A 20346-nucleotide genomic window follows, 5' to 3' on the forward strand; every position below is an offset into this window, starting at 1 on the left:
ATAATAATTTGATATGAAATAAGAGAAGCGGAGTGATTTACATGTTAGAAAGATTAGATTTCCTAGAGAGTAAATATGCTGAATTATCCATAAAAATTTGTGATCCAACTATAATGTCAAATCAAAGAGAATGGCAGAAACTCTGCAAAGAACATGCTGAATTAGAGAATGTAGTTAATAAGTATAGAGAATATAAAAATGCTCTAGAAGAAATAGAGTCTAATAAAGAAATGCTTAGAGAAGAAACTGATAAAGACATGAGAGAAATGATAAATGAAGATCTAAAAGAGCAGCAGAAGAATGAAGTAAGATTACATGCTGAACTAAAGTTGTTACTTTTACCTAAAGATCCTAATGATGCAAAGAATGTTTTTGTTGAAATCAGAGGTGGCGCTGGCGGAGATGAAGCGGCGTTATTCTCAGCTAACTTATTTAGAATGTATGTTAAATATGCAGAGAAGAATAGATGGAAAGTTGAAGTTATGAGTGCGAATGAAACTGACATTGGTGGTTTCAAAGAAATCGTATTTATGATTAAAGGTAATGGAGCATATAGCAAATTAAAGTATGAAAGTGGAGTGCACAGAGTGCAAAGAGTTCCAGATACAGAGTCAAGTGGTAGAATTCATACATCTACAGCAACTGTTGCTGTATTACCAGAGGTTGATGATGTTGAAATCGAAGTAAGCCAAAATGATGTAAGAATAGATGTATTTAGAGCATCGGGTAACGGTGGGCAGTGCGTTAACACTACTGACTCAGCTGTAAGAATAACTCACTTACCTACAGGATTAGTTGTATCTTGTCAAGATGAGAAATCTCAGTTGAAGAACAAAGATAAAGCTATGAAGGTATTAAAGTCTAGATTATATGAAAAAGCAGAAGCTGCTAGACATAAAGAAATAGCTGATGACAGAAAGAGCCAGGTAGGTAGTGGTGATAGAAGTGAGAGAATAAGAACTTACAACTATCCACAAGGAAGAATAACTGACCATAGAATAGGACTTACTTTATACAAGCTTGAGTATTTCCTTAATGGTGATTGTAATGAGGTAATAGATGCACTTATTACAGCAGAACAAGCTGATAAAATGAAGAATATGGGAGTTTCCTAATAAAAAGGTGTCAACATTTGTTGACGCCTTTTTTAATGGATAATGGAAAATTGATAATGGATAATGAAGGACATTTCTCTCCGAGAAATTTTAAATTTATTGTTCCTCGGACAATATGGCATTTTACTCGTTTCATTTTGAATGAAATACTGTATTTGAAATGCGTATTGATATTTTGTATAATTTGTATATGTTTTTTGGGGGGGATTTTAGGATATGCAAAATATTTTTTTGTCATGAAAAAAGAAATAATTCTTAATTCAGAAAAAGCGTGTATTGATAAAACTTTACGATAGGGGGAGGAATTTTGAATATAAAAGTATGGAAACTATGGTTGTTTTCAAGTATTTGTTACTTGTTTTTGGGTGTAATGTATTTAATTGAGAAAAAATATTTATTAGGATGTTGTAATACACTTATAGGAGTGTCTTTTATCGGTTTGAGCATAACTTATTATAAAAGAAGTAATAAATCCAATCACATTGAAGTACCTGATACAGTTTTAAAAAATATGAATATTGAATTAAAAAGCCTAATAGCAGAAGATAAAAAAATTAAAGCTATTAAAAAATATAGAATGGTTACTGGAGTTGGTTTAAAAGAAGCCAATGAATACATTGACTTACTTAGTAAAGAAAATTTAAATTAAGTGAATTTTGGAAGTGAACAATATCTTTGGAGTGTATTGTCCTTTATCCATTATCAATTAGACATTTGTTTTCACTTGCGGTCATAGCAAACAAAAGTGGTTCATAAGATTTACAGAGGTGATTTTATGAATTTATTAATGTTTAATTCTATTGTTATTGGAGCAATGGTTTTAATGGCAATATGCTTATCGAAATTGAGTCCATTGAGTGATAGGTATTTAAAGGTGTTTTATTTATTTGCAGCAGGTAATTTGTTGGCAATAGTGGCATTGGATATAATTCCAGAAGCTATTAAAGAAATTGGCATTTTGGGAATGTTAGCATTTATGCTGATTGGAGGATTAATATTTGAACTAATGCATGAATTTATACATATAGTATTACCTAATAAAAAGCATGTTAGTGCAATTTCAATAGGTGTTGCATTAGGAGCACATGGATTGCCAGAGGGAATGGCTCTGGGGATTATATTGAGTGTTACAGCTATGAAAGGATATTGGAACATAATAATTATATTTTTACTACATATCTTTCCAGAGATGATAATGTTTCAGCAAGCGCTAAAAGAGAATAAAAGCAATAAGAAAGTAAAAATTATTATTCTAAGTATCATTATATTTATACCTGCTATATTGGGAATGCTTATAAGTGTGCGATTTGGAGAAAAAGTTCAACCTTTTGTTGGGATTTTTAGCGCTGTATCATCAGGGTTTATATATATGCTTGTTGTTAAAGAATTAATTTTCAGAAATATAAAACAGTTGAAAATAAAAGATACATTGATTATAATATTAGGAAGTGTATTAGCAGGAGTGGCACTAATGTAGAAAATTAGGGGTGAAATTTTTTGAAAACAAAAGTGTACAGATTAGATGAAAATAACTTGGATATAGAAAAAATTAAAAATGCTGCACACGTGATTAAAGAAGGGGGAACTGTGGTACTACCCACAGAAACGGTATATGGATTAGGGGCTGATGGACTGAACAGTGAAGCAGTGAAAAAGATTTTTGTTGCTAAGGGAAGACCTCAGGATAATCCATTAATTATACATGTATGTGATAAGGATGTCAGTAAGTATGCAAAAAATATACCACAAGTAGCAAAGAAGCTAATAGATAAATTCTGGCCCGGTCCATTAACTTTATTACTAGAAAAAAAGGATATAATTCCAAAAGAAACAACAGCAGGATTAGATACAGTTGGAATTAGAATGCCTAGAAATAATGTGGCTCTTAAATTTATTGAATTAGCTGGAAAACCAATAGCTGCACCTTCTGCTAATTTATCAGGAAAACCAAGTCCAACAGAAATGAAGAGATGCGTAGAAGATTTGGACGGTAAAGTTGATATTATACTAGGAGGCAATGAAAGTGAGATTGGTCTCGAATCTACTATTGTAGATTGCACAGGAGATAGGCTATGTATATTAAGACCTGGAGCTATAACCTTGGATATGATTAAAGAGTTTGATGATCAAGTTTATATTGATCCTGCTATATTAAAAAAAGTCACTGATGATTTTAAGCCTAAAGCACCTGGAATGAAGTATAGACATTATGCTCCAAAGGCTAAAATGAAAATTATTTGCGGAGAAGAGAAAAAAACTATTGAAAAAATCAACGAAATAGTGCAAAATTATATAGATGCGAATTTAAAAGTAGGTATTATGACATGTGATGAACATATTAATGCGTATAATACTGAATGTAAGATATCATTAGGCAGTAAAAAAAACTTAGAAGAGATAAGCAAAAACTTATTTGAAACTCTTAGAAGTTTTGATGAATTAAATGTAGATATTATTATCAGTGAAGCTTTTGAAGAAAAAGGTATAGGACTTGCATTGATGAATAGACTTAAAAAAGCAGCTGGTTATGAAATAGAATTTGTTTAGAAGGAGGAGCATAATGAAAATTTTGTTTGTTTGTACTGGAAATACTTGTAGAAGCCCTATAGCAGAAAGCATTTTTAATGAAAGAAACGAACTTAAGAACCATTGTGCATCGTCTGCTGGAATTGCTACAGTATATGGAAGTAAAGCATCAAAAAATGCTGTACTTGTAGTTAATGAGAATTTACAAAAGGATATTTCTAATAGGAAGGCTGTTCAATTAACAATGGAAATGTTAGCTGAAGCAGACCTGGTTTTGACGATGACTTCATCAATAGCTGATATGTTATTAAAAGAATATCCGAATGATAGTATAAAAATCTTTTCTTTATCAAATTATATTAATGGAGAAAGTGATGTTTTAGACCCTTTTGGAGGCAATGTTTATTTTTATAATAAAACATTTGACCAATTAAAAGCAATGATAATTAAACTTATTAAAAAATTAAAAGAAGATGAAGGAAAATAGATATTTCTCCTTTTGTCTTCTTTTTTATTTTAAATAGAAAATTCAGAAAATAAGCGGAGGTAGAAAAATGAGAATAGCTCTTGGGAGTGATCACGGAGGAATCAATTTAAAAAGAAGTATAATTGATTATCTTGTATCAGAAGGACATGAAATAAAGGACTTTGGAACTGATAGTTCAGATTCTTGTGACTATCCAGATTTTGCGCTTCCAGTGGCGGAAAGCGTTGTAGCAAAAGAGTTTGACTACGGAATACTTATTTGCGGTACAGGAATTGGTATTAGTATTGCAGCAAATAAAGTATCAGGAGTTAGAGCAGCGTTGTGTCATAATACTTTCAGTGCACATGCAACAAGAGAACATAATAATGCAAACATATTGGCAATGGGTGAAAGAGTTGTTGGAACAGGGCTTGCACTTGATATTGTTAAGACTTTTATCAATACTGAATTTGAAGGTGGTAGACATCAGAAAAGAATTGATAAAATATCACAAATTGAAAAGAAATATATGAAATAAATTAGGTGTATACATTGTATACCTATGACTAGTTATTTATTTAAATATGATATAAATACAAAGATGAAGTTAATTTTAGGAGGCGTTAAATATGAGTAAAGTAACACATTTTGATCACCCAATGATTCAACACAAATTATCTATAATGAGAGATGAGAATACAGGATCTAAGGATTTTAGAGAATTAGCAAGTGAAATAGCTATGCTTATGGCTTACGAAGTAACAAGAAATATGCCTGTTGAAGAAGTAGATATTAAAACACCAATTACTACAAGAAAGTTTAAAATGCTTGCAGGTAAGAAGACAGCGATAGTACCAATACTAAGAGCTGGATTAGGTATGGTTGATGGTATGCTTAAGATTATACCTGCTGCAAAAGTTGGTCATATAGGAATGTATAGAAATGAAGAAACTCTTCAACCGGTTGAATATTTCTGTAAGCTTCCACAAGATATAGGGGAAAGAGAAGTAATAGTTACAGATCCAATGTTAGCAACTGGTGGATCTGCTATAGATGCAATAAATGCTCTTAAAAAGAGAGGGGCTAATAGCATAAGAATGATGTGTATTGTTGCTGCACCAGAAGGAATTAAAGCACTTCAAGAAAAGCACCCTGACGTTGATATATTTGTTGCGGCTATTGATGATGAACTAAATGATAAAGGATATATTGTACCAGGTCTTGGAGATGCTGGTGATAGACTTTTTGGAACAAAGTAATACAATTATTATAATTAATAAACTCAAGATACTTGTTAGTGTCTTGAGTTTTTTTTGTTTACAAATATTTAAGTTGAATAAACTGCGGTTATAAGATATCATTTTTATAGAGAAGTATGCAGATATACATAACCTTTTAGGCTTTTTATAAAAACTCATTTTATTCAAGAAATTCAAAAGTAATATTATGCAAAGAATAAAGAATAGAGTATGATACCGTATTTCTTCTTTATTATTTTTTCTTTGTTTTCTATTAAATTTATATTTGTTTAAATATAGAAATAAATTGAACACATAAATTAATTATACACCTTAGAAAATTACTTATATAAAATTAGTAATAAGCGGAGATTAAAATGGATGTTTAAGGAGTGGAGTTTGTGAAAAGGAAAGATAAACGTAATTATTATTTAGACATAGCAGAAACTGTTTTGGTTAGAGGAACCTGTTTAAGAAGAAATTATGGGTCAATTATTGTGAAAAATGATGAGATAATTTCCACAGGATATACTGGAGCACCAAGGGGAAGAAAAAACTGCTGTGATTTAGATGAGTGCTTGAGAGTGAAGATGAATGTTCCAAGAGGAACACAGTATGAACTGTGTAGATCTGTTCACTCAGAAGCTAATGCAATCATTAGTGCTTCTAGAAAAGATATGATAGGCGCTGATTTATACTTGGTAGGAAAAGATATGCAAACAGGAATGCTTGTGGAAAATGCTAATTCATGTACTATGTGTAAGCGAATGATAATAAATGCTGGGATAGCAAATGTTATAGTAAGGAATAGTGAAGAAGACTATAGAATTATTCAGGTTCAAGAATGGATTGATAATGATGATTCTATAAAGGGTGAGACTATATATTAGATACATAAAAAAATAAACAAGGCAGATTGACTAATTATTATTTTAATATGTCTTAACATAGAAGAATAGAGAGGAAAAACTATGACTGATATATTTATGGCTTCAGGTGTAGCGTTAATAATATCGCTGTTTCTGACTCCCATAATCATAAAATTTGCTTATCTTGTGGGTGCTGTTGATATCCCAAAAGATGAGAGGAGAGTACATAAAAAACCTATTGCATTATTAGGTGGAGTGTCAATATATATTGCTTTCTTATTAGGAATGATTATCAAAGAAGGCGTAATAACTTCAGGAGAGGTTGGGGTTATAATTGGTGGAACAATAATTATTATAGGAGGAGTATGGGACGACCTGAAACCTCTTAGGCCATGGGGAAAAATGTTTTTTCAATTGAGCGCTGCGCTAGTGTTAATTGGATTTAATGTTAGTATAAATGTTATAACAAATCCCTTTTCTGGAACAATACCATATTTGGATATAGGTTTATTAGGAATACCTTTTACTATAATATGGGTTGTTGGAATTACTAATGCATTTAACTTTATTGATGGATTAGATGGACTTTCTGCTGGAGTTGGATTTATTTCATCAGTAACTTTATTGATAATAGCAATTATTAATGGGCGATATGATGCCGCTTTAGTAACGGCAGTTTTAAGTGGATCTTTACTTGGAATAATACCATATAATTTTTTCCCAGCTTCAATATTTATAGGAGATGCTGGTGCGCAATTTATAGGATTTATTTTGGCAGCTGCATCAATAATGGGGGCAATAAAATCAGCTGCTACATTTGCAGTGGCAATACCAATATTAGCACTTGGGCTACCTATATATGATACTCTTTTTGCTATAATAAGAAGAAAAATAAATGGAAGACCAGTAAGTGAGGCAGATAAGGGCCATTTACACCATAGGTTATTGGATACAGGTAGATCACAAAGAAAGGTTGTTCTTTTATTGTACTTATTTAGTTGTATTTTAGGAGGATTTTCAATACTTGCTATGAATTTGAGTAACAGGAGAGCATATTTTCTTGCAGCTTGCATAGTGTCTTTAATATTTGTGATTTGTTTAAAATTGGGAGTATTTGAGAAAGAAAAAGAAAAAAAATAAAAAAAAATAAAAAACATTGTTAAGTTTAAGTATTAGTAGTACATAATAATTAACAAAAATAGTATATGAAATGAATAATATTGAGATGAAGAGGTCACTAGATGTGACCTCTTTCTTTGATAGAATAGCATGTGTCGTTTGAAAAAAAGCCGAATTTTGATGAAAGTTATAAAGGTTAATTCATCATTGCAAGAAATGATGAAAAAAAAATAATTAACTTGATATATTTTTAACAATAACTTTAACTTAGTTAAAGTTTGGTGTTAAAAATATAACAATCCCTGTATTGAATAATTTTTGATTTATAAGTATAATGAATTAAGTGAATTGTGAGAAATGTATAATAATACTTTCTTATAGGAGGAAATATAATGAGGGAAATCGTAATTGTAAGTGCTGTTAGAACAGCTGTAGGAAGTTTTGGAGGAACGTTGAAGAATGTTTCAGCGGTTGACTTAGGAGCAAAAGTTATTGATGAAGCTATTAAAAGAGCGGGTATTAAACCAGAAAATGTAGATGAGGTATTAATGGGTAATGTACTACAGGCTGGTTTAGGACAGAATACAGCAAGGCAGTCAGCGGTTAAAGCTGGTCTACCTGTTGAAATACCTGCAATGACAATAAATAAAGTATGTGGTTCAGGATTAAGAACTATATCATTAGCTGCACAGATGATAAAATGCGGAGATGCTGATATTATTATTGCTGGTGGAATGGAGAATATGTCATTAGCACCTTATACTATGAAGAGTGCAAGATGGGGTCAGAGAATGGGAAATACAGAGATGGTTGATGTAATGATTAATGATGGTCTTTGGGATGCATTCAATGATTACCATATGGGAATTACAGCAGAAAATATTGCTGAGAGATGGAACTTAAGTAGAGAAGAGCAAGATAAATTCGCAGCTGGATCTCAACAAAAAGCAGAAAAAGCTATTTCAGAGAATCGTTTCAAAGAGGAGATAGTACCTATTAATATCCCTCAAAGAAAAGGTGATCCTATAGTTTTTGATAAAGATGAGTTCCCAAGAAGTGGGGTTACTGCTGAAAAATTAAGTAAGCTTAGACCTGCATTTAAAAAAGATGGGACAGTTACTGCAGGTAATTCATCAGGAATAAATGATGGAGCAGCAGCGGTTGTTGTTATGAGTTTAGAAAAAGCACAAGAATTAGGATTAGAGCCAATGGTTAAAATAGTTTCTTATGGTTCTAAAGGAGTAAATCCTGAAATTATGGGATATGGTCCTGTTGGAGCAAGTAAAGAGGCTTTGAAGAAAGCTGATATGAAAATTGAAGATATTGATCTTATTGAAGCAAATGAAGCTTTTGCTGCTCAGAGTCTTGCAGTAGCTAAGGATATGAAATTTGATATGGAAAAAGTGAATGTAAATGGAGGGGCTATAGCTTTAGGTCATCCAGTAGGAGCTTCAGGAACAAGAATAGCTGTTACATTAATTCATGAAATGATGAAAAGAGATAAAGTTAAACGAGGATTGGCCACTTTGTGTATTGGTGGTGGATTAGGTTCTGCAATTATCTTTGAAAAATGTAAATAGAACACCAACATATAAAAAGGTCGCTACAGTTGTAGCGGCCTTTTTTTGTTATGGGGTATAAAATGTCGTCATCTAAGGGAAAATAAAATAAAATTTAGTTTATATAAGGGGCGTCTAAAATGATAAAGTCCAACAAAAAAGTGATTGTGACGATATTGGGTCTTCTTGCAATAGTGATATATTTGAGTGCAAGTGAAGGTATTATGTATGGAGTATTTTTTTCACTTGGTATTTCGTGTGCAGTATTAAATTGTGGAATTAGATATTATGCTAATTTTTATTTTCTATTGAGAAAGAGTATGAGTGCTATAACATTCATTTCCTTATATTTATTGAGATTAGCAATAACTGTTTCAATAGGATTTTTTTTAATTAGGAACTCTTTTATGAGTGGTCTAATATTTCTTTTAGGGTTTACAGTTCAGTTTATAATTTTACCACGGGTGTCTGATTTTTTTGTTATAAACAAGTAAGGAGGGGGATGTATGAAGGTTCCTTTGAGCGTAATTATACAGTGGGTGATTATGTTGCTATTAATAGGGTACTTTTTAATTATTGGAAGAAAAATAAGGAAGATACCAAGAAAAAACCAAAATTTTTGGGAAATGGTTGTGGCGAAATTTATTAATATTGTTGAGACAAATATTGGAGAAAAGTATAAGGGGTTATCAGTATATTTTCTAGTGCTAAGTATATTTTTGTTTTTATGTAACATGACGGGATTAATAGGAATTAAAAATCCAACTACTGATTATAGTTTTTGCTTTGCATTAGGTATAATGAATTTTTTCTTAATACAATATTTTGCAATTAAGAGGAATGGAGTGAAAGGATATTTTATGGGTTTTTTAAAGCCAATGAGTTTGATGTTTCCACTGAATTTAATGGAGAGAGTCCTCTTACCAATATCACTGAGTCTGCGACTTTTTGGAAATATATTTGCAGCATATCTTATATTGGAAATTATCTATGAAGGCTTGATATCTATATCACCTGTAGCAGCAATAGGAATTCCAATTCCATTTCATTTATTTTTTGATATATTTGATGGTACGCTTCAAGTTATTATTTTTATTTTATTAAGTATGATAAATATGAAAATCATTTGTGAGCATTAGGCGTATGAAAATAAACTCGTATACTGACTAGTTATTTATTTGAATGTGTCTTAGAAAGGAGGATTATTTATGGAAGATGTATTTGTTCTAGGCATGAGAGCTTTAGGTGCAGGAATAGCGGCACTGGCTTGCATAGGAGGAGGTATTGGTACTGGAATAGCCACATCAAAAGCAGTTGAAGGAATTGCTAGGCAGCCAGAAGCATCTGGTGAAATATTGAAGGTGCTTATAATTGGTGGTGCTCTTTCGGAGGCCACTGCTATTTATGGTTTATTAGTTTCTTTGCTACTGATTTTTGTAGGTTTATAGGAGAATTAAGACATGATTGAAATTAATTTAAAGGTAATAGCTATTTCTCTAGTGAATTTTATTATTCTTTTATTTGTGTTGAATAAAATATTTTTTTCTAAGTTAATAATTTTTTTAGATAATAGAAAAGAAGAAATTAGAGGAAGCTTTGAGAAAATTGATGACGAAAATAAAAAAATAATTGGAGAGAAGAATAAACTTTATAAAGAAGAACTTAATATTAAAAAAGAAGGAAGTAAAATTATTGAAGAATATAAAGAAAAGGCAATGGAAGAGAGAAATAGAACTTTGATTAGAACGAAAGATGAGGTTGAAGAGTTAAGAGAAAAAGCCGCAAATAATCTAAAAGATGAAGAAGTAAGATTTCAGAAAAGATTAAAAGCTATGAGTATGGATTTGAGTACGGAAATTTGTAAAAAAGTTCTTAAAGAAGTTCTTGATGAAGAATCTCAAAAGAAAATTATTAATTCATTTATTAATAGGTTGGAAAAAACTGATGTATGAATTTTTGGATAGAAGATATGCTCTGGCTCTATATAAAATTGCAAAAGAAAAAGAAAAAACGGAAGAGTATTTAAATGAATTGGTTAATATAAATGAGAATATAGAAAAATGTAGTGAGATTCAAGTAATATTGGAGCATCCTAAAATTAGCACAAGAGAGAAAAAAGAGTTATTTTTAAAAATATGGAAGGATAAGATTGAAGAAGATTTGATGAACTTTTTATTAGTATTGATTGAAAAGAAGAGAATTAAATTCCTCAAAGAAAAAATTGAGCAATATAGAATTATCCTTTTAGAAGATAATAATATTTTAGAAGTGAAGATATGTAGTTCAATAGAACTGAGCAAAGAACAGGAAAATCGATTGATTTCTGTTCTTCAAAAAAAAACGGGAAAGAAAATTTTGATTATAAAGAGAATAGATAAAAATTTGATAGGTGGATGTACATTATTGTATGGTGATAAATTTATTGATTATTCATTATGTAACAGGGTAGAGTTCTTAAACAAGGAGTAGAGTGAAATGCATATAAAACCTGAAGAAATAACGAATATAATAAAAAAAGAAATACAAAATTTTCAAAACGAGATGCAAAAGGAAGATGTTGGCTCAGTAATTCAAGTTGGCGATGGTATAGCAAGGGTTTATGGACTGAAGAATTGCATGGAAGGCGAGCTTTTAAAATTTAATGATGAAGTCTATGGAATTGCACTTAATTTAGAAAAAGATAATGTAGGATGTGTAATATTAGGATCAGATGAACATATAAAAGAAGGGGAACAGGTTGTAAGTTGTGGAAGGATAATGGATATACCCGTTGGGGATGCGTTCATTGGTAGAGTTATTGATCCAATGGGAAAACCATTAGATGAAAAGGGAGAAATATTAAGTAATGAGAGAAGAGCAATCGAATGGAAAGCGCCTAGTATCATGGATAGACAGGGAGTTAGAGAACCTCTGCTTACAGGAATAAAAGCTATTGATAGTATGGTACCTATAGGGAAGGGACAGAGAGAGTTAATTATTGGAGACAGGCAAATAGGAAAAACAGCTATCACCATAGATACAATACTAAATCAAAAGGGTAAAGATGTAGTATGTATTTATGTAGCAATTGGTCAGAAGAGATCTACAGTAGCTCAGATATATAATACATTATCAAATTTTGGAGCTATGGAATATAGCATTATTGTGAGTGCTACTGCTTCAGAATCAGCTCCACTACAATACATAGCACCCTTTGCAGGGTGTAGTTTAGGTGAGTATTTCATGTATAGAGGGAAAGATGTACTTATTATATATGATGATTTGACAAAGCATGCTGTTGCATATAGAACAATGTCATTACTTTTAAGGAGACCACCTGGGAGAGAGGCTTATCCTGGTGATGTATTTTATCTCCATTCTAGATTATTGGAAAGAGCTGCTAAACTTTCGGATGCTTTAGGGGGAGGGTCAATGACTGCACTTCCACTTATTGAAACATTAGAAGGTGATGTAACTGCATATATTCCAACGAATGTGATATCTATAACAGATGGGCAAATTTTTCTTGAAACCGATCTTTTCCATTCAGGAGTAAGACCAGCTATTAATGCAGGGATATCAGTATCAAGAGTTGGGGGCAATGCTCAGACAAAAATAATGAAAAAGATAACAGGTACTTTGAGGATTGAACTTGCACAATATAGGGAACTAGCTAGTTTTGCACAATTTGGTTCTGAGCTTGAAAAAGAGGCTCAGAGGAAATTAGATAAAGGAAAAAGATTAGTTGAAATATTAAAACAGAATAAAAATAGTCCTATGGAACTACATCATATGATCTTAATTTTATATTGTGGTACAAAAGATTATTTATTAGATATTCCAGTAAAAAAAATAACCAAATTCGAAAGAGAATTTCTCAAATTTATGGATAATACTCATCAAGAGATTATTAATTACATAAAAGAAGATAATTACGATGAATTCAAAAATAATATAGATGATGCAGTTGTAGAGTTTAAAAAAATATTCTTAGGCACATGAAAATAAATTAAAAAAGGGGAAAATTTTTGTGGCAGCAAGTTTGGCATTGATTAAAAGGCGAATTAAATCTATAGAAAACACAATGAAAATTACTAAAGCTATGAGTATGGTAGCAAACTCTAAATTCTCCAAAAGCAAGTCTAATTTATATGTAAATAATGAGTATGCCAAAAAAATGAAGGATGGAGTAAATAAGCTTTTAACAAATGAGAATTTGAAAGAATATGTGAAAGAAATTGATGAGAGAAAAAAACTATTTATTATTATGAGTTCTGATCTAGGGTTATGTGGTGCATTTAATAGTGGAACAGCAAAGAGAGCCTTTATTGAAAAAGAAAAAAATAAAAATTGTAAGTTTATAGTTTGTGGAACGAAAGGTAGAGATTTTATAGGTGCTATAGGTGGAGAAACTATAGCTGAATATGTTGAGTTACCATATTATCCCAGTATTAAAGAAAGTCGAATTATTAGCAATAAGATTATGAGGTATTTCAAAGAAGAAAAGTGTGAAATTTATGCTATATATTATAAATTTATATCAGTAATAAAGAAAGAATTGATTCTTGAAAAAATTTTTCCATTTGATATTAAAGAAGAACAGTGGAATGAGCAAAAATCGATTTCAGTTGAAGATATTTTAACATTGTATTTTGACAGTGTAATATTAAATATATTAATGCAATCAAAAACATCAGAACTGAGTTTCAGAATAGAAACTACAAATAATGCTCTAAAAAATGGTAAAGAGTTATTGGCAGATCTTAGGAAAAGGTATAACAGAATACGTCAAAGCAATATTACTAATGAAATAAGTGAGATTATTGGAGGCGTAGAGGCATTGAAATAAAGGGCATGAAAAGAATTATAAAGACGAGTAAGTTGTTTGATTTATTATTTGAATGTTTAAAAGGGTGATTTGAAATGGAAAAGAGAGTAGGAGAAATTGTACAAATAATCGGACCTGTTATTGATATAAAATATGACACTAGAGGGTTACCATCCCTATACAATGCTATAGAAATTCAGCTTGAGCATAAAAAAATTATAGCAGAAGTTGAACAACATATTGGTGATGATGTGGTAAGGTGTATAGCTATGGAAGATACCGAGGGGTTACGTAGAGGGATGAAGGCTATTGATACTGGAAAATCAATAACAGTTCCAGTAGGAAAAGAAGTATTAGGAAGAGTGTTTAATGTATTAGGTGAGTGTATAGATGGTGGAGAAACCCCAAAATGTGAAAAACGTTATTCTATACATAGGGAAGCACCACCATTCCATGAACAAGCGATTAAGCCTGAAATGTTTGAGACTGGTATAAAGGTATTAGATCTTTTGGCACCATATCCGAAAGGCGGGAAAATAGGACTTTTTGGTGGGGCTGGTGTTGGAAAAACTGTGCTAATTCAGGAATTAATAAATAATATAGTTGTACAATATGGTGGATTATCTGTTTTTACAGGAGTAGGTGAAAGAAGTAGAGAAGGAAATGAGTTATATTATGAAATGAAAGAGAGTGGAGTAATAAATAACACTGCACTTGTATTTGGGCAAATGAATGAACCACCAGGAGCAAGAATGAGAGTTGCATTAACTGGACTTAGTATAGCTGAATATTTTAGAGATGAGGGGCAGGATGTATTATTGTTTATTGATAATATTTTTAGATTCACACAAGCTGGTTCAGAGGTTTCCGCTCTATTAGGAAGAATTCCAAGTGCTGTAGGATATCAACCTACATTAGCTACAGAAATGGGAGGGCTGCAGGAGAGAATAACATCCACCACTAAGGGGGCTATTACTTCTGTTCAAGCAGTGTATGTTCCAGCTGATGATCTTACTGATCCAGCGCCAGCAACAACATTTACGCATCTTGATGCTACAACTGTTTTATCAAGAGGGATAGTGGAACTTGGAATTTATCCAGCAGTAGATCCATTGGTGTCAACTTCAAGGATATTAGATCCAGAGATTGTTGGAGAAGAACATTATAATATTTCAGTTAAGGTTAAACATATACTTGAGAGATATAAGGAATTACAAGATATTATTGCAATCCTTGGTATAGATGAATTATCAGATGAGGATAAATTGATAGTGAGTAGAGCAAGGAAGGTACAAAGATTTTTTTCACAACCATTAAACATTGGTGAACAATTTACAGGTATGAAGGGAAAGTTTGTAGCAGTTGAAGATACTGTTAAAGGATTCAAAGAAATTTTAGAAGGTAAACTAGACAATATCCCTGAGGAAGCTTTTAGTTATGTAGGAGGCATAGAAGAGGTAAGAGAAAAGGGTGAAAGGTTAAAAGAAGAATAAAATCAAGGAGAGAATTTATGAGAGAATTCAACATTAAAATAATTAGTACTCAGGGAACTTTTATGGAAGATAAGATAGAAGAAATAAAATTAAAAGATCTAGATGGAAAGTTCTCTATTCTATCTAATCATGAAGCTCGAGTTGTTTTTATTGTTCCTTGTAGGGGCGAGGTTGTACGGAAGAGTTCGAGAGAAACTTTATTCTTATCATTTGGGATATTGAATGTTGATGAAAATGGAGATGTATTAATAACCTGTGAAGCTTGTGAGTGGAAAAAGGATATTGATATAAATAGATCAAAGAAATCAAAAGAACGAGCTTTGAATAGAATAGACAAAAATAAAGATGGGATTGATATACAAAGGGCCGAAAAGGCATTAATGAGAGCACTAGCAAGAATTGAAAGCGTAAGTTGAACTTTTAGGAGTTCATCTTACGCTTTCACACTTTTTTGATATAAAAATATATTAGTTATATAGAAACTTATAAATTATTTAAATCTTTATAGTTTAATTTTTGAAATAATGGCAATTATAAAAGTAGGAGGCTTGGACATGAACAGATTTGTTGCTATTTTGATGATTATAGTTATAGAGAGTAATTTGATTTTTTGTGAACCTAAATTTGATGCATTTCAAGAAAATATTTCAGGAATTACTTTAGGTGAGTATGAACGTGGAATTGAAATTAAATTTAAATTTCATGATTTTCATAGAGTAGAAAAATATTTTTATAGTTTAGAAAAAAAAGAGAATGATAACAAGGAAGTAAAATATCGTAAAATTGACAATAAAAGCTTCATAAATATAGAATCTCTAGATTTAAAAATATACATAGTTTTAGATTCAGAGAACAAACAAGGAAAGATAAAGATAATATCTTCAGATAAAGTAATGATTGAGGAGCTTTTAGAGAAAATAGACAGTGAAAAGTTTTTATTTATAAAGAGTGTAACTACAAATATTAAATATAAATTGAATGATGAATTAGAGAGTGGATATGCAACAATAAAAGAATATTATAATTCTACAAGATATGAAATAGATGATATTGACTTTGCAAGAGGAAAGGAAATAATAATATATCATAAATTTTTTATTTTACCACTTAAGAAGAGAAAAATAAGTCACATTATTTTAATTGAATATGGTAGAGAACATTTCATGATAGTTGGAGATAAAGAGATATTTATGGATTATTAATATTGTAATAATTGAGTGGAGGATTAAAATGGATAAGATAATAATTAATGGGCAGAAGTCTTTGAGTGGAGAAGTGAATATCAGTACTGCCAAAAATGCTGTACTACCAATTATGGTTGCTTCCATTCTGACTGATGATGAAGTAATAATAAATAAAGCACCAATGCTTGAAGATGTATATGTATTAGGTAAAATACTAAGAAGTCTGAACGTTGATGTAATAATAGATAAGGAAACGGGAAAAATCTTAATTGATAATAATTATAATATGGGTATTGAAGCTAATGGAAACCTAGTTAGAAAAATGAGAGCTTCAAGTTTATTGATGGGACCAATACTTGCTAAAAAAGGTAGGTTCAGAATTTCTCTGCCAGGAGGATGTAATATAGGAACAAGGCCTATTGATTTACATTTGAAAGGATTGACAGCTTTAGGGGCAGATATAAATATTGGTCATGGTTATGTTGAAGCGAGAACGAAAGGATTGATTGGGAGTAAAATATATTTGGATTATCCTTCTGTGGGAGCAACTGAAAATATAATGATGGCTTCTGTGTTGGCAAAAGGTGATACAATTATTGAAAATGCAGCAGAGGAACCAGAAATTGAGGATTTAGCTGATTTTCTCATAGCTATGGGAGCAAAAATTTATGGTGCTGGAACAGATAGAATAATTGTAAGTGGGGTAAATTATCTAACAGGAGTAGAATATACGCCTATTTACGATAGGATTGAGGCTGGAACATTTATGATAGCGGCTGCAATAACACATAGTAAAATTAAAATTAATGGCATTAATGAATCCAATTTGAAACCAGTTATAGCAAAATTAGCTGAAGCAGGAGTAATGATGGAGATAGAAGGTGAGAGTATAATAGTTGATGGAAGAGATACACTTCTACCTGTTGATATTAAGACACTTCCTTATCCAGGATTTCCTACTGATATGCAATCACAGATGATGAGTCTGCTTTCTACCATAAAAGGCACAAGTATTATAACAGAAACGATATTCGAAAATAGGTTTATGTGTGTGGCGGAACTTAAAAGAATGGGTTCGAATATTAAAATTGAAGGAAGAACTGCCACTATACAAGGAGTAGAAAATCTCACAGGAGCTGAAGTGAGAGCGACGGATTTAAGAGCTGGTGCAGCCTTGATTTTAGCGGCTTTGGCTGCAAAGGGAGAATCAGTTATAAGTGGAGTAAAGCACATTGATAGAGGATATGTTGAGATTGAGAAAAAATTGCAAGGATTGGGTGTAGATATAAGACGGGAAATGGAAAGTTGATAAATCGTTAGGATATTTTATCCTGACGATTTAATTTTTTACTATATAGGCAATTATGAATTATTGAACTTGTGGATAATTATTGATTTGAAAAAATTCAATGAAAGTGATTTTTTATCAAGAGTGTATAGTATGTATTTTTGGAATAAATTTTTATTAAGGTCATATTTATATAGAGAGAAATAACAAATAGCAAAGAACAAATAATAAATATAAGTAGTTTTTGTTTTATAAGAAAACATATATATATCATACCAAAATTAAATTTAAGATATTCTGAAGCATGAAGAATATTAACAATAATTTTTTCTTTGTTCTCTGTTAATTCTTATTTATAGATAAACCTACGAAGTTCTTTATCTATATTAGGCGGAAAATTTATATACAATATTGGAGGTAAGGTGAGTAAACGTGAATAAAAATAATTATAAGGTTAATTTTTTTGATATTGTAATTGGGGTGCTTTCCATAGTCTTATTTTTATTTGTGACTACATTGCTTGTTAATCTTGGTGCAGGTAAAGGCGGCAATATGGTGGAGGAAAGAGAAGTAATTAAGGAGAGTTCGGATAAGTATAAAGTAACACAGAGAGAAAAAGAGGAAATATACATAAAGGTATATTTAACTAAGAAAGATGTTGTTGAAACTATACCATTAGAAATATATCTAAAAGGTGTAGTGGCGTCAGAAATGCCAGCGGAATTCAAGTTGGAGGCATTAAAAGCACAAACTGTGGCTGCAAGAACATATGCATTATCTCATATGAAACAATATAAAGGAATCCCCTGTCTTAAAGCAAAGGAGCATGATGCGGATATTTGTGATAGTACTCATTGTCAAGTTTATATAAGTGAAGCTGAAATGAAAAACATATGGGGAGAAGATTATGAAAGGTATTACAAAAAAATTTCAGAAGCTGTGAAGTTGACTGAAGGTGTAGTGATAACATATAATGGGGAACTTATAGATAGTCCATATTATTTTGCTGCAAGTAGTGGGTTTACAGAAAATAGTAAAGAGGTATTTTCAGAATCAAGACCATATTTGACAAGTGTACAAAGTTATGGAGATTCTGATGCGCCTAAATTTAGTTCCACTGTTAAGATTAATAAAATGGATTTCATAAAAGTAATTAAAGATAATTATAAAGGTGTTACTTTATATAAAAGTTCATTAATGGATCAGGTTAACATAATTGAACGAACGGATGCTGGGAATGTTAAAGAAATTATTATAGGAGATGTATCTTTGAAAGGAACTGAATTCAGAAAATTATTTTCCCTAAATTCTGCGGATTTTATTTTAAGTGAAGAAGGGGAAAATCTAATAGTGTACTGTCAAGGATATGGTCATGAAGTTGGAATGAGCCAATGGGGTGCGAATGGAATGGCCAAGATAGGTAAAAAATATAATGAAATACTTAAGCACTACTATATAGGAACTGATACTAATAAAATTTTTTAAAAAAAGAATAACGAGGGGCTTGGTGATAACCAAGTGAGGATGTTGAAAAAAACAATCTCATCGTCACTAAGACTCGCTGTACTGCTTGAATACTGTTTGTACCTTGAGATTGGGTTTTTTCAATGACTGAAACTCTTAAGGTACATGAAAAAAGTATTTTGTGACTTGGATATCAACAAGTCCCTTTTTTTTTGAAAAATTTTATAACAAATGTATTTTTTTTATTAATGTGGACATTATTACAGAAAGGAGGTGTTTATGATGGAATCAAATAAACAAAAATTTTATCAAAAATCTAGTTTTTATATTGCTGTTTTTGCTGGATTAGTATTAGTAGCGGGAATATTGATATTCACATTAATAAGAAATAATAATAGTACAGCTGTTAATAGTGGTAATGTAGCTAATAGCGCATTCGAAAATGGCAAAAATGTAGATCAAAGTCAAGATGTTGGTGTTGAAAATGGAGAAAATACCAAAGAGGAAGTTTCAGTTGTAGTTGTAGATGAAAATATGGAATTAGATGTAAGTGTTATAGCTAATTCTCCCGAAATCAAAAACTTAACTGAGCCAGTAGTGGGAGAGGTAGTTTATCAATTTAGAAAGCCAATAACTGATAAAACTGATAAGACTAATAAAACACCAAGAGGTGTTGGAATTAAGTGTGAAATCAATTCAGAGGTTAAAGCTAGTAGTGATGGAGTTGTGGAATTTATAGGAATTGATAAATTATTTGGAACTACTGTAGTAATTAATCACGGGGATATGTTTAAAACAATATATTCAAATCTTAATGAAGAGGTAAAGGTATCAGTAGGAGCAGAAATTAAAGTTGGAGATGTTATAGGAAATGTTGGAGAGAGTGCAGTATACTTTGTAAATGCTCATTATGATCCACATTTACATTATGAAATAATTGCTTCAAATGAAAAGTATGAAGATATTATAGCAAACTATAACGAATATTATGATACTTTTGTTGATCCTCAAGAGTATATGGATTTTAGTAATTAATTATGAATAAGGTGAAAAGTTCAATTTCAAATTGAACTTTTCACCAAAAAAATATTCGTAAAACAATGATTAAGTCATTAGTGCTGCATGGCGTAATTAAATGTGTATAGATTGAAGTAGATTTTTTCAAAGTGCAAGGCGGAGGAAATTCGAATACTAACTGTATGCAAATTGACGACAACG

22 protein-coding genes are annotated in these 20346 nt (G+C 31.1%); all 22 read left to right on the forward strand.

Features of this window, described 5'->3' with window-relative positions; genetic code table 11:
• Window positions 1-41 precede the first annotated feature (41 nt).
• The 22 genes from prfA to KDK92_RS10025 all read left to right on the forward strand — a co-directional run bounded on the left by prfA (window position 42) and on the right by KDK92_RS10025 (window position 20163).
• Entirely contained in the window at window positions 42-1115 is a 1074-nt protein-coding gene (gene prfA, locus KDK92_RS09920; protein ID WP_250859107.1) for a peptide chain release factor 1, read from the forward strand.
• Between the two features lie 307 nt (window positions 1116-1422).
• The gene (locus tag KDK92_RS09925; RefSeq protein WP_250859108.1) at window positions 1423-1764 is read left to right on the forward strand and encodes a ribosomal protein L7/L12; all 342 of its coding nucleotides are present in this window, start codon (window positions 1423-1425) and stop codon (window positions 1762-1764) included.
• 126 nt (window positions 1765-1890) lie between these two features.
• A complete protein-coding gene (locus tag KDK92_RS09930; RefSeq protein ID WP_250859109.1) occupies window positions 1891-2592 on the forward strand; it encodes a ZIP family metal transporter in 702 nt (233 codons plus the stop codon).
• A 20-nt stretch (window positions 2593-2612) separates the two neighbouring features.
• Window positions 2613-3662 (forward strand): L-threonylcarbamoyladenylate synthase, encoded by a 1050-nt coding sequence (locus KDK92_RS09935; protein WP_250859110.1) that lies wholly within the window; start codon window positions 2613-2615, stop codon window positions 3660-3662.
• A gap of 13 nt (window positions 3663-3675) precedes the next feature.
• The gene (locus KDK92_RS09940; RefSeq protein WP_250859111.1) at window positions 3676-4128 is read left to right on the forward strand and encodes a low molecular weight protein arginine phosphatase; all 453 of its coding nucleotides are present in this window, start codon (window positions 3676-3678) and stop codon (window positions 4126-4128) included.
• A gap of 67 nt (window positions 4129-4195) precedes the next feature.
• Complete coding sequence (rpiB, locus tag KDK92_RS09945) at window positions 4196-4645, forward strand: ribose 5-phosphate isomerase B (RefSeq protein WP_250859112.1); 450 nt, start codon at window positions 4196-4198, stop codon at window positions 4643-4645.
• A 91-nt stretch (window positions 4646-4736) separates the two neighbouring features.
• Complete coding sequence (gene upp, locus KDK92_RS09950; RefSeq protein ID WP_250859113.1) at window positions 4737-5366, forward strand: uracil phosphoribosyltransferase; 630 nt, start codon at window positions 4737-4739, stop codon at window positions 5364-5366.
• A gap of 380 nt (window positions 5367-5746) precedes the next feature.
• Window positions 5747-6235: a deoxycytidylate deaminase gene (locus tag KDK92_RS09955; protein WP_250859114.1), complete on the forward strand. Its 489-nt coding sequence runs from the start codon at window positions 5747-5749 to the stop codon at window positions 6233-6235.
• A gap of 81 nt (window positions 6236-6316) precedes the next feature.
• Window positions 6317-7354: a glycosyltransferase family 4 protein gene (locus tag KDK92_RS09960; protein WP_250859115.1), complete on the forward strand. Its 1038-nt coding sequence runs from the start codon at window positions 6317-6319 to the stop codon at window positions 7352-7354.
• Window positions 7355-7725: 371 nt separating this feature from the next.
• Complete coding sequence (locus KDK92_RS09965) at window positions 7726-8913, forward strand: acetyl-CoA C-acetyltransferase (RefSeq protein WP_250859116.1); 1188 nt, start codon at window positions 7726-7728, stop codon at window positions 8911-8913.
• Window positions 8914-9398: 485 nt separating this feature from the next.
• On the forward strand, window positions 9399-10031 hold the full coding sequence (locus KDK92_RS09970) for a F0F1 ATP synthase subunit A (protein ID WP_250859117.1): 633 nt from the start codon (window positions 9399-9401) through the stop codon (window positions 10029-10031).
• A gap of 69 nt (window positions 10032-10100) precedes the next feature.
• On the forward strand, window positions 10101-10340 hold the full coding sequence (gene atpE / locus KDK92_RS09975; RefSeq protein ID WP_250859118.1) for an ATP synthase F0 subunit C: 240 nt from the start codon (window positions 10101-10103) through the stop codon (window positions 10338-10340).
• A 12-nt stretch (window positions 10341-10352) separates the two neighbouring features.
• Entirely contained in the window at window positions 10353-10844 is a 492-nt protein-coding gene (locus tag KDK92_RS09980; protein ID WP_250859119.1) for a F0F1 ATP synthase subunit B family protein, read from the forward strand.
• A complete protein-coding gene (locus KDK92_RS09985) occupies window positions 10780-11361 on the forward strand; it encodes a F0F1 ATP synthase subunit delta (RefSeq protein WP_250859120.1) in 582 nt (193 codons plus the stop codon). The genes KDK92_RS09980 and KDK92_RS09985 overlap by 65 nt, the downstream gene beginning before the upstream one ends.
• A gap of 6 nt (window positions 11362-11367) precedes the next feature.
• Window positions 11368-12873, forward strand: a complete 1506-nt coding sequence (gene atpA / locus KDK92_RS09990) for a F0F1 ATP synthase subunit alpha (protein WP_250859121.1) — start codon at window positions 11368-11370, stop codon at window positions 12871-12873.
• A 28-nt stretch (window positions 12874-12901) separates the two neighbouring features.
• Window positions 12902-13720 (forward strand): F0F1 ATP synthase subunit gamma, encoded by an 819-nt coding sequence (locus KDK92_RS09995; RefSeq protein WP_250859122.1) that lies wholly within the window; start codon window positions 12902-12904, stop codon window positions 13718-13720.
• A 74-nt stretch (window positions 13721-13794) separates the two neighbouring features.
• A complete protein-coding gene (gene atpD, locus KDK92_RS10000) occupies window positions 13795-15192 on the forward strand; it encodes a F0F1 ATP synthase subunit beta (protein WP_250859123.1) in 1398 nt (465 codons plus the stop codon).
• Window positions 15193-15209: 17 nt separating this feature from the next.
• Entirely contained in the window at window positions 15210-15608 is a 399-nt protein-coding gene (locus KDK92_RS10005; RefSeq protein WP_250859124.1) for an ATP synthase delta/epsilon chain alpha-helix domain-containing protein, read from the forward strand.
• 138 nt (window positions 15609-15746) lie between these two features.
• Complete coding sequence (locus KDK92_RS10010) at window positions 15747-16394, forward strand: hypothetical protein (RefSeq protein WP_250859125.1); 648 nt, start codon at window positions 15747-15749, stop codon at window positions 16392-16394.
• Between the two features lie 28 nt (window positions 16395-16422).
• The gene (gene murA / locus KDK92_RS10015; protein ID WP_250859126.1) at window positions 16423-17685 is read left to right on the forward strand and encodes a UDP-N-acetylglucosamine 1-carboxyvinyltransferase; all 1263 of its coding nucleotides are present in this window, start codon (window positions 16423-16425) and stop codon (window positions 17683-17685) included.
• A 411-nt stretch (window positions 17686-18096) separates the two neighbouring features.
• Complete coding sequence (gene spoIID, locus KDK92_RS10020; RefSeq protein WP_250859127.1) at window positions 18097-19149, forward strand: stage II sporulation protein D; 1053 nt, start codon at window positions 18097-18099, stop codon at window positions 19147-19149.
• Window positions 19150-19407: 258 nt separating this feature from the next.
• Entirely contained in the window at window positions 19408-20163 is a 756-nt protein-coding gene (locus KDK92_RS10025; RefSeq protein ID WP_250859128.1) for a M23 family metallopeptidase, read from the forward strand.
• Window positions 20164-20346: the final 183 nt, after the last annotated feature.

The sequence above is a fragment of the Oceanirhabdus seepicola genome (genome assembly GCF_023684385.1).
GTDB lineage: Bacteria > Bacillota > Clostridia > Clostridiales > Clostridiaceae > Oceanirhabdus > Oceanirhabdus seepicola.

Excerpts from the sequence above, each read along its gene's own strand:
- prfA (WP_250859107.1), top strand. The coding sequence starts at position 42 with ATGTTAGAAAGATTAGATTTCCTAGAGAGTAAATATGCTGAATTATCC.
- KDK92_RS09930 (WP_250859109.1), top strand. The coding sequence starts at position 1,891 with ATGAATTTATTAATGTTTAATTCTATTGTTATTGGAGCAATGGTTTTA.
- KDK92_RS09940 (WP_250859111.1), top strand. The coding sequence starts at position 3,676 with ATGAAAATTTTGTTTGTTTGTACTGGAAATACTTGTAGAAGCCCTATA.
- rpiB (WP_250859112.1), top strand. The coding sequence starts at position 4,196 with ATGAGAATAGCTCTTGGGAGTGATCACGGAGGAATCAATTTAAAAAGA.
- upp (WP_250859113.1), top strand. The coding sequence starts at position 4,737 with ATGAGTAAAGTAACACATTTTGATCACCCAATGATTCAACACAAATTA.
- KDK92_RS09960 (WP_250859115.1), top strand. The coding sequence starts at position 6,317 with ATGACTGATATATTTATGGCTTCAGGTGTAGCGTTAATAATATCGCTG.
- KDK92_RS09965 (WP_250859116.1), top strand. The coding sequence starts at position 7,726 with ATGAGGGAAATCGTAATTGTAAGTGCTGTTAGAACAGCTGTAGGAAGT.
- KDK92_RS09970 (WP_250859117.1), top strand. The coding sequence starts at position 9,399 with ATGAAGGTTCCTTTGAGCGTAATTATACAGTGGGTGATTATGTTGCTA.
- atpE (WP_250859118.1), top strand. The coding sequence starts at position 10,101 with ATGGAAGATGTATTTGTTCTAGGCATGAGAGCTTTAGGTGCAGGAATA.
- KDK92_RS09980 (WP_250859119.1), top strand. The coding sequence starts at position 10,353 with ATGATTGAAATTAATTTAAAGGTAATAGCTATTTCTCTAGTGAATTTT.
- KDK92_RS09985 (WP_250859120.1), top strand. The coding sequence starts at position 10,780 with ATGAAGAATCTCAAAAGAAAATTATTAATTCATTTATTAATAGGTTGG.
- atpA (WP_250859121.1), top strand. The coding sequence starts at position 11,368 with ATGCATATAAAACCTGAAGAAATAACGAATATAATAAAAAAAGAAATA.
- atpD (WP_250859123.1), top strand. The coding sequence starts at position 13,795 with ATGGAAAAGAGAGTAGGAGAAATTGTACAAATAATCGGACCTGTTATT.
- KDK92_RS10005 (WP_250859124.1), top strand. The coding sequence starts at position 15,210 with ATGAGAGAATTCAACATTAAAATAATTAGTACTCAGGGAACTTTTATG.
- KDK92_RS10010 (WP_250859125.1), top strand. The coding sequence starts at position 15,747 with ATGAACAGATTTGTTGCTATTTTGATGATTATAGTTATAGAGAGTAAT.
- murA (WP_250859126.1), top strand. The coding sequence starts at position 16,423 with ATGGATAAGATAATAATTAATGGGCAGAAGTCTTTGAGTGGAGAAGTG.
- KDK92_RS10025 (WP_250859128.1), top strand. The coding sequence starts at position 19,408 with ATGATGGAATCAAATAAACAAAAATTTTATCAAAAATCTAGTTTTTAT.